This is a genomic window from Paenibacillus sp. FSL K6-1566 (assembly GCF_038050475.1).
GTDB classification, from domain to species: domain Bacteria; phylum Bacillota; class Bacilli; order Paenibacillales; family Paenibacillaceae; genus Paenibacillus_AQ; species Paenibacillus_AQ lactis.
The window spans coordinates 135,625-151,852 of sequence record NZ_JBBOSR010000001.1 but is presented as its reverse complement, the minus strand read 5'-3'; the positions used below and the strand labels follow the sequence as shown (position 1 = coordinate 151,852).

Below are 16,228 nucleotides of genomic sequence, written 5' to 3'. Positions count from 1 at the left end.
ACAATCATAAGCCCAAGCAATAGTTTACTCTGTGCCTTGTCTGCTTGTCAAGGGAAGAAACAGGCTTAAAATCCCCCTATTTCCCAATCCCGTTCACGACCTGCTGAAACTGGCCGCGGCAAGTCATATTCCAAGGTATTCGATCACGGATTAATCCAGATCTTCCTCTTCGAATTCCTCGCCATCCAGATTCTCTTCTTCCTCCGCTTCGGCATCCTCATCGTCCAAATCGTCGTCATCGATCACGACATCGTCGTCAACGTCAGCGTCAGCATCGTCGTCCTCGGCGAAGAGATCGTCATCTTCGTCATCCAGGCTGTCGTAATCGTCTTCGACGTCATCCACGCTGTACGTATCCTCTTCATCGGTGAAGTCATCGTCATCATCGTCTTCATCATTGATGATGCGAGGGCGCTTGGCGTTCGCAATCGGATCCTCGGAGCGCTCCAGAGGATACCAGCGCTTCAATCCCCACAGATTCGTTCCAACGCAAGCGAAACGTCCGTCTATATTGATCTCGGTATATAACTGGGCAATCGTTTCGTTAATCTCTTCTTCCGTAAAGCCGCGAAGCTTGGCCACCTCATTCATCAGGTCACGGTAATAATACGGCGTATTGGCCGCCTTCAGAACCATAAAAGCCAGGTCAACCATCGGGATTTCCTGGATCTTCTCCGGATCGATCTTTAAATTGAGCGGATTACTCACTAACGCACACTTCCTCTCACACAATCTTCACGTTATACCCTCAACATATCCATTATCAAAACTAAGTAAAACCTATTTAAACATAAAAATCAAGTTTTTATGCGGCTGGCATCTTATGCATGGAAAAAGGCGGAGACTCATCGTCTCCGCCTTCCGACTGTATCCGCCCCTAGGATCGACTCCTTACGGGATAGATGAAAGAACCTCTGCAGGCTCCCTCCATGTATCTTATGTTCGCCCTATCGCTTTGACACGCGAAACAGGGCCTATTTCCCGGAAAAAGGGCTGCGTCCCATTCGGGCTCCCTCCCCGGCTCATACAATACTGAAGCAACGGTTCATCGAGAAGGGAGATTGCCACACATGGACTACACCCGGATCATGCAATCACTACTTGCGGAGACGAACCCTATGCGGAACGTCCGGGGAGAGAACCGGCGGCTCCTGACGTTTCATGACCCTAAGCTGTACCATGCGTGCATCAGCGAATGGAAGCGACTCACCGGAAAAAGCCGCCTCGACGGTTCAGTCAGCTTCTCGCCGCTTGTCCGGACCATCATCGCTCCGGCGTCCCAAACTGCAAAGCTTGAGGCGGAATTCCGGAACGAGCTGATGATCGAGGAGGATCACCAGGTTCATATCCAAGCGATACAGGGAAGCATTGGAACGCTAACCGGGATCCCATGGGGGATCAAACAGATCAAAGCCCCGCAAACCTGGTCAATCTCAACAGGTCATCGGATCAAGATTGCCGTTATTGATACGGGTGTGGATTTCGCCCACCCGGATTTGAGATACTCCCTGACCAAGGGGGTCAATCTCGTTAACCGGAACATCCCGCCATATGATGACAACGGGCACGGCACGCATATATCAGGCACGATTGCTGCAGCGAACAGCACGCAAGGCATGATTGGCGTTGCGCCCAGATCGGTGGTCTACCCGGTGAAAGCCTTTGATCACAATGGGTCGGCCTTTGTATCGGACATCATAACGGCGATTGACTGGTGTGTCCGGGCCGAGGTCAATATCATCAATATGAGCTTCGGCATGCAGACCCGGAGCAGAACCTTGCTTGATATCGTCAGCAAGGCCAATCAGGCAGGCCTTATTATCGTTGCATCCTCCGGAAATGACGGCAAGCGCCGCACGGCCGATTACCCGGCCCGCTACCCCCATACCATTTCCGTTGGAGCAACCGACCGGAACCGCAAAATCCCCGCGTTCAGCAACCGTGGGCAATTTGTCGATATCTACGCCCCCGGCGACAAAATCGTATCCACGTGGCTGCAAGGCAAATATCATGAGATGAGCGGCACCTCCATGGCCACATCGCATATCAGCGGAACAATCGCACTGCTCCTCGCCCAAAAGCCTGACCTTAAACAGGCGACGGTCAAGTCCCTGCTGCGCCGCACCTCCACCCCTCTTAAACTGAAGAAGGGCTTCAGCGCTTCCGACGGAGAGGTAAATGCCCTGAAGTTTTTGCGCGAGGGCATGAAATTATAGAACGCTTCGGCATGCCCGAATCGAATAGCTCCCGTACGCCGCTGCCTATAGAAACAGCCGCTTTCCATCATGGATAAGCGGCTGTCGATGATTATGCGTATGGTCGAATCCTACATCCGTTCCGGCGCCGATACGCCGACCAGGCGCAGCACGTTCGCGATAACCGTGCGCACGGCTCCCAGCAGCGCAAGGCGTGCCTGCGTCTGCTCCGCATCCTCGGTAATTACGCGCTGGGCTTTATAATAGCTGTGGAACAGCGAAGCCAGCTCGTATACATAACGGATGATCCGGTGCGGCGCGTAGTTTTCGGCAGCAACCGACACCTCTTGCGGAAGCTCGCCGATTTTGCGCAAAATGTCATATTCATGCTCCGCCGTGAGCACGCCGAGGTTAACCTCGGAAAGCGGAAGGAGCGCAATCCCTTGCTCCTCCGCTTGGCGGAATACGCTGCAAATGCGGGCATGCGCATATTGAACGTAGAACACCGGATTTTCATTGGAGGTGGAAACCGCCAGGTCCATGTCGAAATCGAGATGGGAGTCCATGCTCCGCATCGTGAAGAAGTAGCGGATCGCATCCACGCCTACTTCATCCATCAGATCCTCCATCGTGACGGCTTTTCCGGTACGCTTGGACATCTTCACCTTCTCGCCGTTCTGGAACAGGCTGACCATCTGTGCGATCAACACCGTCAGCTTCTCCGGATCGTTGCCGAGCGCCTCCATGGCCGCCTTCATGCGGGGAATATAGCCGTGGTGGTCCGCGCCCCAAATGTTGATGATCCGGTCATAGCCGCGCTCGTACTTGTTGCGGTGGTAGGCGATGTCCGGCGTCAGATAGGTGTACGTCCCGTCATTCTTAACCAGGACCCGGTCCTTGTCATCCCCGTAGTCGGTTGTGCGCAGCCAGACCGCTCCATCCTTCTCATAAGCTTCGCCCTTGGCCTTCAGCTCCTCGAGCGACTTTTCCACGAGCCCGTCCTCGTACAGCGAGGTTTCGCTGAACCATTCGTCAAAATGCACGCGGAACCGATTCAAATCGCGCTTGATCTTGCCAAGCTCCTTCTCAAGCCCGAATTGACGGAAAAATGCGGTCCGTTCGCCCGGATTCATCGCCAGGAGAGAGTCGCCCTTCTCTGCGACAAGCTCTTTGGCAAAGCCCTTGATATCCTCACCGTGGTAGCCGTCCTCCGGCATTTCAGCCTCTTGGCCAAGCTCCTGCAAATACCGTGCTTCTAGCGATTTGCACAAATTGACAACCTGGTTGCCTGCATCATTGATGTAGTACTCCCGCGTTACTTCATAACCCGCATAGTCCAGCACGTTGCACAGCGCGTCACCGACTGCCGCTCCGCGGGCATGTCCAAGATGGAGGCTGCCCGTCGGGTTGGCGCTGACAAACTCCACCTGAACCTTCCGGCCTTGGCCGATATCGACACGTCCGTAACGCTCCCCTTGCTCGTGAACCAGGGCAACGACCGGGTAAAGATAGCTTTTGTTCAAGGTAAAGTTAATAAAACCGGGCCCGGCAATCTCGGCCTTCTCAATCGAGGCTTTCGCCGTGTCCAAATGCTCCAGGATCGCCTCGGCAATCTGGCGCGGGTTCTTCTTGGCGATTCGAGTCAGCTGCATCGCAGCGTTCGTAGCCAAGTCCCCATGCGATTTATCTTTAGGGACCTCCAGCGTGATCGCCGGAAGCTCCTCGCGGGATACCAGTCCGGCAGCGACGGCGGCATCGGCCACCGCTTCCGCGACCAGCCCGTTAATATGGTCTAGTGGATTCAATGTCATGATTCATGAGCCTCCTGAATAGTCAAACTTATGGAAAAGTGCCCCGAAAACTCATCGAGCACGTATAGATCATACACCCATGCGGCGCGTCCGGACATGCCTTCCACGGCAAGCTCCAGGCGCTGAGTGTGCGTAGACAGATTAAACGAGGTGAACGGAGAACGGTAAAATCCCGGCAGCCTCTGTCCTAATCTGAACGTCTGTTCAGATTCCACTTCCCCGTGGCGGATAAGCTTCAGCTCATCTTCGGTCAGCTTCAGCATCGCCCGGGTTTCTCCCTGATGCGGTCCCATCTTCGGTTCGATATACCGGACATACAAGGCCTTCCCTTTGGAGATCACCTCAGCCGGAAGCTCCTGAACCGTATTCTCGCCTTCGTGAAGACTTTGAAGACGGATGGTCGCTTGTTTTCGGTCGTTCATGATACGCTCCTCTTTTTTCTACCTATTGTATTAATATATCCAGTATGGGCCGGCAATTCAAATGAGGATGGTACAATACTTCAGAAATTATACTTCTTCATGCAGGGTTTGCGCCATACTTTGCGACAAAAAGCCTGCTTATTTTCCATACCGCCCCTCACGGCATCAGGCTACCGGCAGACCTTCTGTTCTAAAGCAGGGATAAGAAAAAGCTTGGTTCCCCAGGGAACCAAGCTTCCATAAATTACAGGGGCAGCAGCGCTACCTTCTCCCGCTGTTTGAGCTTTGCCACCATATCAAGCCATGCCTTCGGCTTTTCCGGCAGGACGGCGTAGTAGCGCGTCAGGAAATTCACGATCAGCTCGGCAGGCAGCTCCGACATGCTGTCATCGCTCGGCATGAAGCAGAAGTCCAGGCCGGTTACCGCCTCTCCGTCGTTGTTCCAGGACGGGTGCACATATTCGATATCGGTACGTTTGTAGCCAAGATGCGAGAGCACCTCGCGCCGTACAAACGGATCCATCGGCTTAATCCCGCCGAATTCGTAGTCGCTGACCCGATATGGATCATAGATTTCGGCGAACATGCCCAGCAGCTCTTTCCCGTTGGCGGCCGCAAGGGCATGCAGGTCCTTCAAACGATGCTGCGCGAGGAACCGGCCGATGCCGAGTCCTTCCCGGCCGATGATCGTAAAGTCGGTCATCGCCACGTTCCAATCCTCGTAATACCGGTACTCGGTCGTCCCGACCACTTCCCCTTCATGCAGCGCTACAAACACGCGGATGCCGGGATCCTCAAGCGGTTCCTTCCACAGCTCGTATTCCAGCACCTCCTCAGGCGGGAACACCTCTTTCATCAGATCGTGCATGCTGCGAAACAACGGGTCCTCGATACTAGTAATCCGAATATATTCCATGACTGCAAAGCCCCCTTCATTAATGGTCGTAGATTATGCCTCTTCATCCTTGCATAATGCATAGCTATGGAAGCTTTAATTAAGCCCGCCCCGTACCGCTTTAAACGGATTGCGCCATTCCATCAAAGCCCCGTAATTGCATGACTCCTCGTCCTCCAGATAATCGGCCGCGACGCCGATCGGCGTGCGCCCGCAGCGAAGCAGGAACGTAATCACCGGGTCATGCAGCTTACCCTGGACGACCGCCTCCAGATAGGATTCGGCACTCATCCTGTCCGCGTACTTGTGATAGCCCGGCATCCGGCCGCCGCCCAACAGGCGGTCCAGCCCGCGCTGCACGGTCAAATGGTACAGCGACTGGATCAGCCATTTGCCCAGCCCCAGTTTACGAAACCGGGGTCTCACGCATATATCCGCGATATAAAGCGTATTGCCGTCCGGTGTATGGGTCCGGATATACCCGTTGTCCGTTGTATCCGCCCAGGAATGAGCCGGCTCCGAAGGATCATAATCCACGATCAGCGAGGTAATCGATCCGGCCAGCACCCCGTCTGCCTCCACGCATAACGCGCCCTCGGGAAACCGGGTTACATGCTGGGTCAGCTGTTCCTTGTTCCACCACTGTTCGGATGGATACGGCGGCGGGAAGGTTTCGGATTGAATCACGATCAGCTCGTCGAAATCGTCCGCCGTATAGCCGCGAATGACAACCGGTACCGGCCGGTCGCCGTCAAATACGTAAAACCGCTGAAAATAGCTGCTCATGCCGCCCCCTGCCTTTCCGTGTTTTGTAGCGATCCGTTTACTCCCAATCCGGATAAAGATCCGTGCGGCGGTCGCGCCACGTCGTAACGGAACCTTTCTCCCGGACCTGATATAACAGGTCTAAATCCAGATCGGCCGTAATAATCATATCGTGGTTCAGCTCGCCTTCCGCCAGCAGTCCCTTCGGAGGAAACGGAATGTCATTCGGCGTAATAATGGCCGCCTGGCCGAAATTGGCCCGCATCAAATCGACCGTCGGCAGCGAGCCGACCGTGCCGGTTAATACGACATAGACCTGGTTCTCGATCGCACGGGCGTGGCTCGTATAACGGACGCGGTGGAAGCCGTGCCGGTCATCCGTGCAGGACGGACAGAAAATGACGTCGGCGCCCTTGGCCTTCGCCATCCGCACAATTTCAGGGAATTCGATATCATAGCAGGTCAGCATGGCAATCGTGCCATACTCGGTCTCGAACACCTCGAGCCCCTCGCCTGCCCCCATATTCCATCCGGTAACCTCCGACGGGGTGATATGGATCTTGGCCTGCTCGGCCACGCGGCCGTCCGGGTAAAACAGATGCGCCACGTTATACAGCTTCCCTGCCCGGCGAATCACATGCGTGCCGCCGATAATATGCATGTCATATTGCTTCGCAAGCCGGATGAACAGCTCCAGATAGCGGTCCGTGAAATCCGGCAAATCATTGATCGATAATGCCTTGCCTTGGTCGTCTCCAATGGACATCAGCTGGGTTGTGAAGAACTCGGGAAACAGCACGAAATTAGCTTCAAACTCCTCGGCTGTCCGTATGTAATGCTCCGATTGCTGAGCGAAATCATCAAACGATTGGATCGTGTGCAGATGGTACTGCACGGCGGAAACGCGAAACTTCATGCTACTCCTCCTTAGGCCTGTGCTGGTTTCATTATATAAGATTATAGAGAACTTCGCTTGCGGAATCCATGATGATCTGATTGGGCGGAATGCCCGTATCATGGGCAAACCGGCGGAGACCAGAATGCGAAACAGGCTTTTGCGAAAGTAGAGCAGTAAAATTGGTGAAGGGCTCGGGAGCAGCCTTTGCCCGGCTTGTTAAATGGGCGGAATTAAGGATATGGGTATTTCCGCACTCCTGCTTCTCATACGTTGGCATCATTTTTGCACGGCCGCTCGGGAAGTTTCCTTATATTGGTTCACACGAATCCGGGAATGTGTAAAAATATTGAAAAAAGAATCATCCGAACCCGCGCCGATTCTCGCGCAAAAGCTTGGTCATTCACGGGAGGGGAGCATGGTAACGATGTCCATCACGATGGTCCGAACCCGCATTCGGGATGCGGTGGAGAGTGTATACGGAGCGGCGCGCGCCTGGCTCGCGAAGCACCCTTTGGTCGTAAAGGTTTACTACGCATTTTCCTGGCTTTCCTTGATCTTTCTCCTAATCAGCCTCATCTTTATTAGGGATTCCCGTCTCATGATGGTCCAGTACCTCTGGTCATTCTACGTGCTGCTGCAGTTCTGGCTGCTCTGCCGAAGCAAAACGCTGCCGTGGAAGCATGTCAGTCTGTTGGTGCTGTCCGGGGTAATTCTGGTCGTGCCGCTTACGAATCTTACGATTCAGCTGCTGCACCTGATCTTTGGCGGCCGCACCTCGGATGCCTGGTCCATGGCGGTGGCCACCCCGATCGTGGAAGAAGCCCTGAAGCTGCTGCCGCTCGCGGCATTCCTGTTCTTCTCCCGCAGGGCGTCTGCGCTAAGCCTTAGCGATTACGTGCTCCTGGGCGCAGCCCCGGGCGTCGGCTTCCAACTTATCGAGGAGCTTTCCAGGCGCTGGGTCAATGACGGCTATCTTGCCCGGCAGTACGACTACAGCGTAACGTTGTTGGGCGGCAAAACGATCCATTGGGACCTGTTTACCCTATTTCCGGGATACTTCGAGGAAAGCATTGTTCCGTTAATGATGAGTGAAGGCCATCCCTTACATACCGCAGTGATTTCCCTTGGCGTCGGATTCGCCGTCCGTTTCCGCCATAAGCTGACTCCGTGGGTCTACCTGTTTCCGGTTATCCTGCTGCTCTGGGCCATTTTGAATCATGTGGCATGGAACGGGCAAAATCGGCTCCCGGACTGGATCATGACCGTCCATGAATGGACCGGGGAAGGCTACCGGGTCAAAGACGTGTTCCTGATTATGCTGGCGGGCGGTTTGGTCATGGACTACGTCGACTTGAATAAAGTCAGGCAGCGCCTGCCTAGGTACGGTCAGGAATCCATTCTTAATCCGTTCTCCGAGTTGTTTCACACCATAACTGCGCTGTTCAGCAGCAGAAAAAGGTTCGGAAACCTCCTTGCCTTTTACAGAGCAAGGCGTGAGCTCGGCTTCTCCTTTCTATATGGGAATGAAGAGGCTAAGAGCCGGGAACTTGCCGTTCATGAGCATTTGCAAAAATACGGGGTGCTGCTCGGAGCCCTGGCCGTTCTTCTGCTTCTGGCAGGCGTCTTCTCGGGATTTCAGATGATGCAGACCCCGGATTCCGCCTGCTTCGCCTGCCTGTTCGATTCGCTTCAGAACTGGTGGGACCGCCTAAGCGGGTGGGAGCAGGCAGCCATCGTTCTCGGCGCCTTCGCCCTGGGCTTTATGTTCGTCGGGTTCTGGCCGGCTCTTGGGCTTGCCTTGACCGGACTTGATATCGCATCGAGCGGGCACAGCATCGCCAGCTACATCCGCGATCCGAAGAAGCTGCTTTCCCCTCAGCATGTACTGGCAGGGCTCACGGCCTTCCTTCTCGACCGGATTCCGGTAGGAAGAGGGCTGAGATGGCTGTCTGACCGGCTTGGACCGAGGGCAAAGGGCTTGCTGGACGCCATTCAATCGAAGCTCGGCCTCAAACCAAAGCCGGACGGCGACACGCCGGGCATGCCTGACCGGCATGAAGAAACTCCGAACGGAAAGCCGGAGCCCGAGAACCGGCAGCCGGACGATAAGCCGGAAGACACTAAACCCGGCGAAAACAAGCCTAACGATAAACCGGAAGATAACAGACCTGACGAGAATAAGCCCGATGAAAATAAACCCGACGAAAATAAATCCGGGGAAAATCATCCGCCGGAGAACAAGCCGGAGGAGTCCGGCTTGACCGAGCCTACTACGTCCGGCGGCGAGCCGCGAGGCAACTATGAAACGCCTGATCCCAATGATCCTCGGCCGATCATGCGGCAAAATGAAACCGCCGACCTGCTGGCCTCGCAAGGATACGATGTTGAAATGCTGCCCGGCACGAAGGGCGGCAACGGACACGGCATTCTGCCCGAGTCCAACCCCGATTTCCTGATCAACGGCAAAGCCTTTGACTGTTATTCGCCTGATACGGGCAACGTCCGGAATATCTGGTCCACGGTTGTTGGCAAAACCGAGCGGCAGGCCGGCGGCATCGTTCTGAATCTGGACGACTACACGGGCTCGATGGATAAGCTGATGAAGCAGTTCGATGATTGGCCGATCGAGGGCCTTGACGAGCTGTTCGTTGTTAAAGACGGGACCATCACGAGATGGTTTCCAAAATAGATAGGAGTGGATCTCGGTGTTTTACAATTTATATTTGGGAACAGGCTCATCGTTCGAGGAACTGAGCGCAACGCTTGTAACGCTGCATGCCGGTGAAGGGGACGTCATTCGAAATACGGCGGAGGAGCTTGTCATTTCATTCGACTGGGCAACCATGACGGCCAAAGAAGGCGGACAGGGACTGATATTCAAAAGCGAGGATTACGGCATGCCGCTCCGGTTCAGCCTGTGGTTCGACATCCTGCCGAATCAGCCGGACTGGGCGGAGAAGTTCATGGCGTTCACAGGGCGCCTGCTCAGCCGGATTGGAGGTGATTGCATTCTGGAGTCCAACGGGGACACCCCGATTCTGACAAGAACGGGGAGCCGCATCGTGGTCGACGATAAGAAGCTGAAGGGAACCGCCAAGTTTCCGTTTCACGCGCTGAAGCTCTCTTTTGTCGAGGGCGATTTGGAGAAGGTTTGAAATTTTTTTCGAAAAACATTGAACCATTCGGGCTGGTAAAACGTACTAAGTGATACATCAACCATAAGGAGGTTTATCATTGAAGAAACGACTTTCACGAATGTTGGCAGGTTTGCTCACGTTTACCCTGTTGGTCCCATCAGGCGTCATGGCTGCAAGCGGTGACCCGGCGGCCTCGGCCAAAGGACTTAAGGAGATCGCTGCGGAGAAAGCGGCGCTTCTTACCGAGCAGTACGGTACGATCAGCGTCCAATATGCCCTAATCGACAACGGAGAGATTAAAGCATCGGGCCAATCGGGCATGAACGATATAGAAGGAAAGATTCCGCTCACGAAGGATACGATGTACGGCATCGGGTCCACGAGCAAAGTGTTTACGACCGCAGCGGTGATGAAGCTGGTGGAGGCCGGAAAGATTAATCTAGATACGCCTTTGGTCCAGTACATACCCGAATTCAAAATGAAAGACGAGCGCTACAAGAAGATCACCCCGCGCATGCTGCTTAACCATTCCTCGGGCCTGCAAGGCTCCAGCCTTGGGAACGCCTTTTTGTTCGAGGATAACGACACCTACGCACACGACACGCTGCTTGAGCAGCTGTCCACCCAGACGTTAAAAGCAGATCCGGGCGCATTCTCCGTATATTGCAACGACGGCTTTACCTTGGCTGAAATTTTGGTGGAGCGCGTCAGCGGCAAAGATTTTACCGCATTCATTCATGAGCATTTTACGCAGCCGCTGGGGATGAACCATACCAAGACGTCGCAGGACGATTTGGATCTCGACCAAATGGCAGGCCTGTACTATCCGACATATCCGGAGCAGCTGCCGAATGAGACGGTCAACGTGATCGGAACCGGGGGCATCTACTCCACGGCGGAAGACCTCGTCAAGTTCGGCACCATCTTCACCGGCGAAGCCAAGGGTATTCTATCGGAAGCCTCCTTACGCGCTATGGAGCAGGAAGAGTACAAACGCGGCTTGTGGCCGGAGGATGCGGACAACTCGTTCGATTTCGGCCTCGGCTGGGACAGCGTGCGGCTGTATCCGTTTAACGACTACGGCATGAAGGCTCTGGTAAAGGGCGGCGATACGATCCTGTACCATGCTTCCCTCATCGTGCTTCCGGAGCAGGATATGGCTGCGGCTGTATTGTCATCCGGCGGCTCCAGCTCGACGAATCAGCTGCTGGCAACCCAGCTGCTGCTGCATGCTTTGAAGGAGAAGGGTACGATTAAAGAGTTCAAGCCCGACAAATCCTTCGGCAAGCCGGTGCAGGCCGAGCTGCCAAGCGACCTGCTGAAGTATGACGGCTATTACGGTGCTTCCAAGCAGCAAATCCGGGTGAAGCTGGATCCAAAAGGCGTCCTCAGCCTCTCGGTCCCGCAAGTGCCCAATTATCCTGAAGAAAAGTATATCTATACCAAGGATGGTGCCTTCGTCGATGAGGCCGGCACGATTAAAGCCAGCTTCGTCACGGAAGACAACGGCCGAACCTATCTCTGGGTAAGACAATATGCCACCGTTCCGGAGCTCGGACAGGTAGCGATTTCCCAATATCTTGCCGAAAAGCTGGATGAGAACAAGCTGACCCCTGACGTCGAGGCGGCCTGGAGCAAGCGGGAGGGCAAAACCTATTATCCGCTGAACGAAAAATACACGTCCATCGCCTACTTCATGACGAAGCCGACCATGCAAATTGCCCGCAATCCTGAGCTTAAAGGTTATGTGCTCGACATGGCAATCACCGATCGGGACCGGGCAACGACCAAGCACAACGTTCCGGGCACGGGCAGCCGGGATACGCTGGACATCGAGTTCACCAAAGAAAAGGGTGTCGAGTATTTCAACGCTTCCGGAACGCTGTATATGAGCGAGGACGGCATCAAATCCCTGTATAAGGGCAAGCGATCCACGGTGACCATTCAATCCGACGGATACGCCAAATGGTATACCGTTCCTAAAGGAGCGGCCGGCAAGACCCTTACCGTCACATTGCCTGCCGAAGGCGCATTTGCCGTCTATGACGAACTGGGAACGGTCCTGAACTACTCCCTTGTCAGCGGCTCAAACGAAGTTAAGCTGCCGGAGAACGGCACGATCGTGTTTGCCGGTGCCCCGGGCTCGGTATTCGGCGTTCAGTTGAAGTAAGCTTCCGATTGACAGCGTCTTGAATTTCCTGAACTTATCCGATTCTTTATTTCATGCATGAACGATAAGAGAGAGGTCTGTCGACGTACGCTCAAAGAAGACTGACCGCGTTTAGCGGAAGTTTTCCCTGCGATATCAGGCATTCGATCCTTCAAAGTTTATACTTGCTGGTATCTCAAAAAAGGCACCTTCGAACATTGGCCCAAGGCCGGGGTTCGAAAGGTGCCTTTCTTCGTTTACTGGTTATGCGGGGCAGGCGAAACCGGTCGGTTCGCCGAACCGGCGCTTCTTAGGGAGCCCGAGGCTCCCGCTTTACCGATCGGGACGGCACCGGAACGTGAGCCGAGCTCCAGGCCTCAGCCGTACGGCGAAGCAGCGGCGGCCCTGCTCCGACGGCTGAACATCCCCTTCTCCGGAGAATGAGCATGCCCCGGCCCATTCCGGCAAGGAAACGACGGTATCGGTCTGGCGCTCGGCGTGAAGCTCGGCCTGCAGCCATCCGGTATCGGCATCCCACTCGGCGGCTATCTGCCCCGTATGGAATCTCCAACCGGCGTACCGGCCCCTGCGCCAGCGCTGAGGAAGGGCTGGAAGCAGTCGAACCATACGCGATGATACCTGCAGCAGCATTTCCTGCACCGCATGAACCCATCCCATATTCGCATCGAGCTGAACAGGGGCAGCAGGCATATCCATGCAAATCCCCATGCCTCTCCAATCGTTATGGAGCGTAAACAGATTTGGCAGCAAACAGGAGCGCGCCAGCATATCCAGACATTCCAGCGCATGATCCCCATCGCCAAGCCGGGCGTAGATGGAAGCCATATGGGCCAGCGACCAGCCGCTTTGCGCCTCGATGCGGCGCAGCCGCACCGCGTTCTCGCAGGCGCTGAACAGCTCCGGTGACGATTCCCGGGTAATTTTATGACCGGGAAACAGCGGGTAGATATGCGAAAGATGCCGATGCTCATAGCGATCGTCGAAGGCGGGATCCAGCCACTCCGCCAAGGCGCCGTCACGGTTCGTCCGATAGGGAGGAATTTTTGCCAGCATCCGTTCGTATTCGGCTTGTTCCATTTCCGGAACGCCGATCGCTCTGCCCGCTTCGATGAGATGGGTAAGCAATTCCTTCAGAATGGCTATGTCCATCGTTGCATTCACCGTCGTCGGCATGGGGTGAGCCAGCTGTCTGCCGTCTTCGGGCATAAAATTGCGCGGCGTATTCTCCGGTGAAACCGAAGGATACAGCTTGAGGAAACCGTCCTCGCCTTCCGTCGCAAAATCGGCATGGAATTGCCAGGCCTCCTGCATAAACGGCAGCGCCTCCTCCTGAAGAAACCGGGTATCCCCCGTGTACAGAAAGTGCTCGTAGAAATGCCGGGACAGCCATCCAGCAGCCCCGGTCCAGTTCAAGATAACGGGCACGATCTGACTGGGCAAGCCGATCCCGGGCGTGGTACCTGCCGGAATGTAAATCCCTCTGCAGCCGTACAGCTTGCGGGCATTCTCGCGGAAATCCTCCATCAGGCCGCCGTAATAACGGAATAAAGGCTTGACCAGTTCAGACAATCCGCCGACATTGGCATGCCAGTGCATCATCTGGATGTTTTCGTTTGCCATATGATGGCACCAGACCAGACGGTAGTCACCGCCCCATAGGCCGTATAACCCGAACGGACCCGATTCCGCCCCCGTCCCGCTGATGAACAGATACCGGCCATACGCCCACATTTTGCGGGCCAGCGCGGCAGGGGCTTCGCCCTCATAGGCTTCCAGCAGCAGCTCTTCGTTCGAGCGACCGTCATCGGAGGCTCCGTCCAGCTCCAAGGCCGCGGAATGGAACAACGGCCCATGCAGCTCGGCATGCCGCTGAAGGAGCCGTTCATATTCGCATGCATCCAGAAGAGCGGCAAGCTCCTGCTCGAGCCGCTTCCACTGGTCTTCACGCCGCCCTCCGACAAATACCTTTACAAGAACCAGCGCCTTTCGCATCGCTTCAAACCTGATCGTCGTCCCTTCCTTGCCGGTATGGACGCGCCCGTCCTCGCAGATGATCCGCAGCACGGCCCCGAAGTCTTCCCCGTCATCGTTGCGGGCGGCATATCGGATATAGCAGCCTTCGGCTTGAATGGTTACCGAATCGGCCAGCTCCTTAAATTCGGGGGAATCCCCCCAGCGGTCGCTCGGATAGAGTATCAGTCCAATCTCGCCGGATACGGTGCGGAGCTTCCCTCCTCCATCCCCGGGATCGCCTTCTCGCTCGGCTCGTGCACCGGAAGGGGAGCTATCTTCCCATACAGGCTCACCGGGGCGGATGTCGTAAACGACGACCGAATCCGCGCGGGAAACGAACAGCCGCCGGGCATATCGGGCCGCACCATCGGACCACCGGACGGATACTTCCCCTGTCTCCATGTCGAGCGTACGCCGGTATTCCCGGAATGCCCGGCTTCCGGGCATCCGCAGCTGGATCGCCGCCAGCGGAAACCGGGAGGCAAGCTTGGTGCCGTATCCCCGCTCCCGCAATGCATTCGCCAGCTTCCAGCTGGCTTCGTCATAATGTCCTTCATCCATAAGCCTTCGCGTTTCCGGCAGTGCAGAACTGACATCCGGCAGCGGGTCCTTCCGTCCCCAATGCCATAATCCTTCATGGTTCAGCAGCACCGTCTCCTCCTGAACCCCGCCGAAGACGGAGGCCCCGATGGTGCCGTTCCCGGATGGCAGCGCCTCGCGCCACATATTTCGCCACCAGGATGCCGGATATCGCAAAGTCAGCAGATTCCCGGCACTCATTGAGGATGACCGCCTTCCCCTTCCGCCTGCAGTCTCTCCATTTCCATACTGGCAAGCAGGAGCGGAGCGACGCCCATTAACGAGTCGCTGACAACCTGCTCGCTTATATAGTACGCATACGAGCCGTCACGGTATTTGCGCCCGCCAAGTCCTGCGCCGTGGCAAATGCCGTGAAGATGGACGCCCTCCCCGTCCACGGTAACGAAATGCTTCTTAATGCCTTCATAGGCGCGTTCCACGACCTCCCGGTCGATTTCGGCCAAATACTTGAGGCGAATGCCCTTCGCCAAAGCGTAGGTCAGCATGCAGGAACCGGAAGCTTCCAGATAGTTGCCCTGCCGGCCGTTGCAGTCCATGACCTGATACCACAAACCGCTTGCCTGATCCTGAACCCGTACAATGGCATTGGCCATCCGCTCGAAAATGCCCATCAGCTGCCCGCGCTGCGGATGCCGGACCGGGAAGAACTCCAGGGCATCCACAAGCGCCATGGCATACCACCCCATGGCGCGTCCCCAGACGTGCCGCGAGCGCCCGGTCTCCTTATCGCACCAGCGCTGCTCCCGGCTCTCGTCATAGGCATGATGCAGCAGCCCCGTCTCCGGATTGCGCGTCCGCCGCTCGATAAGCAGCAGCTGCCGGGCAGCCTCGTCGAACCAATCCGGCTCCCCGAACGCAGCCGCATACTCCGCCATGAACGGCGAGGACATATAAAGACCGTCCAGCCACATCTGAAACGGATAAATCTTTTTGTGCCAAAAACCGCCCTCATCCGTCCGCGGCTGCCCGATCAGCTGGGACACAAGCAGCTCGGCCGCTTGGCGGTACCTGGCTTCTCCCGTGGTCCGCCACAGGCGAAGCAGATTTTTGCCTTTGTTGATATGATCCAGATTGTATTCCTCAAGCGTATATCCCGCGATTGAGCCATCATCCCGGATAAAGACATCCATATGGCGCTTGACCGCCTCATGAAACCGCTGCTCTCCTGTCCAATCGCCGAGCCTTCCAAGCGCGGTTAGAGCCATCCCGGCCACATATCCCCACTTGTTGGCGATGCCCGGGTGATACCCGTCCACGCAGGCGGACAGGATCGTGTCGCCGATGCGGATCGGCATCCGTTCCACAACCGTTGCTTCTGCCAA

The 16,228-nt window shown here is 55.8% G+C and carries 12 protein-coding genes; 4 read left to right on the top strand and 8 right to left on the bottom strand.

The window, feature by feature from the left end; translation table 11 throughout:
- Nucleotides 1-150 precede the first annotated feature (150 nt).
- Entirely contained in the window at nucleotides 151-708 is a 558-nt protein-coding gene (gene rpoE / locus NST08_RS00670) for a DNA-directed RNA polymerase subunit delta (RefSeq protein WP_007133134.1), read from the bottom strand.
- Between the two features lie 362 nt (nucleotides 709-1,070).
- Here rpoE and NST08_RS00665 point away from each other — a divergent pair, with 362 nt between their 5' ends.
- Nucleotides 1,071-2,216 (top strand): S8 family peptidase, encoded by a 1,146-nt coding sequence (locus tag NST08_RS00665; RefSeq protein WP_007133135.1) that lies wholly within the window; start codon nucleotides 1,071-1,073, stop codon nucleotides 2,214-2,216.
- Nucleotides 2,217-2,326: 110 nt separating this feature from the next.
- Here NST08_RS00665 and argS read toward each other — a convergent pair whose 3' ends face one another.
- The 5 genes from argS to NST08_RS00640 all read right to left on the bottom strand — a co-directional run bounded on the left by argS (nucleotide 2,327) and on the right by NST08_RS00640 (nucleotide 7,004).
- Nucleotides 2,327-4,006: an arginine--tRNA ligase gene (gene argS, locus NST08_RS00660; RefSeq protein WP_341341343.1), complete on the bottom strand. Its 1,680-nt coding sequence runs from the start codon at nucleotides 4,004-4,006 to the stop codon at nucleotides 2,327-2,329.
- Entirely contained in the window at nucleotides 4,003-4,428 is a 426-nt protein-coding gene (locus NST08_RS00655; protein ID WP_007133137.1) for a DUF1934 domain-containing protein, read from the bottom strand. Before NST08_RS00655 ends, argS begins: the two co-directional genes overlap by 4 nt.
- 244 nt (nucleotides 4,429-4,672) lie before the next feature.
- Nucleotides 4,673-5,344: a GNAT family N-acetyltransferase gene (locus NST08_RS00650; protein WP_341341342.1), complete on the bottom strand. Its 672-nt coding sequence runs from the start codon at nucleotides 5,342-5,344 to the stop codon at nucleotides 4,673-4,675.
- 75 nt (nucleotides 5,345-5,419) lie between these two features.
- Complete coding sequence (locus NST08_RS00645) at nucleotides 5,420-6,109, bottom strand: GNAT family N-acetyltransferase (protein ID WP_341341341.1); 690 nt, start codon at nucleotides 6,107-6,109, stop codon at nucleotides 5,420-5,422.
- A gap of 37 nt (nucleotides 6,110-6,146) precedes the next feature.
- Nucleotides 6,147-7,004 carry a carbon-nitrogen hydrolase family protein gene (locus NST08_RS00640; protein ID WP_007133140.1) on the bottom strand — a complete coding sequence of 286 codons (858 nt, stop codon included), beginning with the start codon at nucleotides 7,002-7,004 and terminating at the stop codon, nucleotides 6,147-6,149.
- A gap of 397 nt (nucleotides 7,005-7,401) precedes the next feature.
- Here NST08_RS00640 and NST08_RS00635 point away from each other — a divergent pair, with 397 nt between their 5' ends.
- The 3 genes from NST08_RS00635 to NST08_RS00625 all read left to right on the top strand — a co-directional run bounded on the left by NST08_RS00635 (nucleotide 7,402) and on the right by NST08_RS00625 (nucleotide 12,293).
- Complete coding sequence (locus NST08_RS00635) at nucleotides 7,402-9,675, top strand: CdiA C-terminal domain-containing protein (protein WP_341341340.1); 2,274 nt, start codon at nucleotides 7,402-7,404, stop codon at nucleotides 9,673-9,675.
- A 16-nt stretch (nucleotides 9,676-9,691) separates the two neighbouring features.
- Nucleotides 9,692-10,141 (top strand): SitI3 family protein, encoded by a 450-nt coding sequence (locus tag NST08_RS00630; protein ID WP_210095569.1) that lies wholly within the window; start codon nucleotides 9,692-9,694, stop codon nucleotides 10,139-10,141.
- A 79-nt stretch (nucleotides 10,142-10,220) separates the two neighbouring features.
- Nucleotides 10,221-12,293 (top strand): serine hydrolase domain-containing protein, encoded by a 2,073-nt coding sequence (locus NST08_RS00625; protein ID WP_210095570.1) that lies wholly within the window; start codon nucleotides 10,221-10,223, stop codon nucleotides 12,291-12,293.
- Between the two features lie 312 nt (nucleotides 12,294-12,605).
- Here the strand turns inward: NST08_RS00625 and NST08_RS00620 are convergent, their stop codons facing one another.
- Both NST08_RS00620 and NST08_RS00615 read right to left on the bottom strand, forming a co-directional pair.
- Nucleotides 12,606-15,086, bottom strand: coding sequence for a glycosyl hydrolase family 95 catalytic domain-containing protein (locus NST08_RS00620; RefSeq protein ID WP_210095571.1), 2,481 nt, complete (start codon nucleotides 15,084-15,086; stop codon nucleotides 12,606-12,608).
- Nucleotides 15,083-16,228 carry a glycoside hydrolase family 88/105 protein gene (locus NST08_RS00615; RefSeq protein WP_007133145.1) on the bottom strand — a complete coding sequence of 382 codons (1,146 nt, stop codon included), beginning with the start codon at nucleotides 16,226-16,228 and terminating at the stop codon, nucleotides 15,083-15,085. Before NST08_RS00615 ends, NST08_RS00620 begins: the two co-directional genes overlap by 4 nt.

Excerpts from the sequence above, each read along its gene's own strand:
- NST08_RS00620 (WP_210095571.1), bottom strand. The coding sequence starts at position 15,086 with ATGAGTGCCGGGAATCTGCTGACTTTGCGATATCCGGCATCCTGGTGG.
- argS (WP_341341343.1), bottom strand. The coding sequence starts at position 4,006 with ATGACATTGAATCCACTAGACCATATTAACGGGCTGGTCGCGGAAGCG.
- NST08_RS00640 (WP_007133140.1), bottom strand. The coding sequence starts at position 7,004 with ATGAAGTTTCGCGTTTCCGCCGTGCAGTACCATCTGCACACGATCCAA.
- NST08_RS00650 (WP_341341342.1), bottom strand. The coding sequence starts at position 5,344 with ATGGAATATATTCGGATTACTAGTATCGAGGACCCGTTGTTTCGCAGC.
- NST08_RS00665 (WP_007133135.1), top strand. The coding sequence starts at position 1,071 with ATGGACTACACCCGGATCATGCAATCACTACTTGCGGAGACGAACCCT.
- NST08_RS00645 (WP_341341341.1), bottom strand. The coding sequence starts at position 6,109 with ATGAGCAGCTATTTTCAGCGGTTTTACGTATTTGACGGCGACCGGCCG.
- NST08_RS00635 (WP_341341340.1), top strand. The coding sequence starts at position 7,402 with ATGGTAACGATGTCCATCACGATGGTCCGAACCCGCATTCGGGATGCG.
- NST08_RS00655 (WP_007133137.1), bottom strand. The coding sequence starts at position 4,428 with ATGAACGACCGAAAACAAGCGACCATCCGTCTTCAAAGTCTTCACGAA.